The sequence below is a fragment of the bacterium genome, assembly GCA_024228115.1.
Lineage (GTDB): Bacteria > Myxococcota_A > UBA9160 > UBA9160 > UBA6930.
On the sequence record JAAETT010000253.1, the window covers coordinates 1 to 1,710 of the forward strand.

1 protein-coding gene is annotated in these 1,710 nt (G+C 59.3%); it reads right to left on the reverse strand.

Going from position 1 to position 1,710, the window contains the following annotated elements; translation table 11 throughout:
- Positions 1 to 387: 387 nt before the first annotated feature.
- A complete protein-coding gene (locus GY937_12180; protein MCP5057467.1) occupies positions 388 to 1,251 on the reverse strand; it encodes a hypothetical protein in 864 nt (287 codons plus the stop codon).
- Between the last annotated feature and the right edge of the window lie 459 nt (positions 1,252 to 1,710).

Below are 1,710 nucleotides of genomic sequence, written 5' to 3' on the forward strand. Positions count from 1 at the left end.
ACCATTGCTGAAGCGTCGCCCGCTGGCTCTTGCTGAGGTGAATCTCGGCTGCGACCCGCATCGTGCCCCTCTGGCCGTTCGCCGCGAGGGTAACGTGGATAGTCCAATAGTGCCCTTTATTTATGAATCATATCACTAGTTATCGACCAGACGCCAACTCTCGGAATCGCGCTGGTGGCAGAGCAGCTTTGGCCGTCAGCTGAAGCGCCTCGTTCGCCGTCTTGTATATCGCCCGAACCGGTGTGGTTGATGCGAGGAGATGCTGGAGCGGTAGCCTAGACGGGCGAATCGAGTCAGGGACGTTCCCCGGCGAGAGGTTCCTGCATTTCTGCAACGTGAAGGGCCGCAATGGGGCGCTTCGCCGCCGCAGCTGTTGCGCCAGACTCTCTAGTCCGCGGCCTCAACGGGTGCGATAGACCTCGACCACTCGTCAGGTATCTCAAACGTTCGAATAGCGTGCGCTGCTGCGGCAAGAACCGCGTTGCTACCGGATGCACGCAAAGCGGCTCCGCCCTCTGATGCGACGCGGATCGGATTCGGAAATACGGCTAGTCCCGTAGCGCTAGCCGTGCCAAACCAGAGCAGCCCTTCCTGCGTGCTTGCGAAAAAGAGCAGCCCCCCCTTCCGCGGGACGAGAACCGCACTGAAGTTGAAGACCTGGGTGTTCGCTTGATCCTGAATGAGATTGACCGAGTCGACGAGCGTAATCTTCGTCTCCGAGATTCGGAACAACCACAAATTCTTGTCTTCGCTGCCAACTGAGCAGTTCGCGAGCAATAGGAGGTCTCCATGCAGAGATAGGCTGTTGATCCCCCGTTTTGCGGCATTGTTGTATTGCTTACGTATCAAGACCGTACCGGTCTCCACGTCGACGACGGAGACGTCGCCATCCTCCGAACCCGCGATGATGCGACCGTTTGTCCACGCGAGGAGACTCGTGATGTCCTTCGGCGGGGGGCAGATGTCCGTCGGAATGGGGTTGTTCGAGCGAAGGTCCACGGCTCTGACCAGACGCAAGCTCGCCATCTCTCGCTTCCAGACCAAGAGATGCCCGGAGTGTGTCCCCGCTACGAGCCAATCGCCTTCCGGGGTTCGCGTCGTCGCAGCGCTTCGAAGCGCCCCAAACGAGTCGTGATAGGTCGCTGTTCCCTGCAGCACGTATTTTCCCATCACTCGTTGCCAGATCGCGAGGGAGTTCATTCCGTTTGATGTTACGAACTCGTCTGCATCGAGGAGCGCGAGCATCTGCACGCCATCTCGTGAGGGAGGCAGCAGCACCTGCTCGGGCCGGGGGCAGCCGGTGTCGGTGCAATCCCGGTAGACCGAGACGGATCCATCCCATCGACCCACGGCGAAGCGCTCAGCACCCACCCAGGCCAACGTTTGTGCGCGGTTATATCGCGCTCCTCTTGCATCCAAGAAGCCCTTGGGTGGTGAAGGCCAAGCCGGACACTGAACGCTGGCCGTGGGGATTGCAACGAGCTGCGGTTCTGTTCTGGGAATCGAGCTTCCATATCCGCTGGCGCATCCCGTCAGAAGAGCGGCGATCGATCCGAGAAGGAAAATTCGGAGATATGACCGAAAGTTGGGGAACGAGCGTCTGAGATAGGCAGCGTATTCTTCCGTGTGAATGCAAACACACGCGGCCACCGCGGCCACAAAGGAAGAACACGCTACCGATGACGAACGTAGTCGAGATCCATGCTCGGA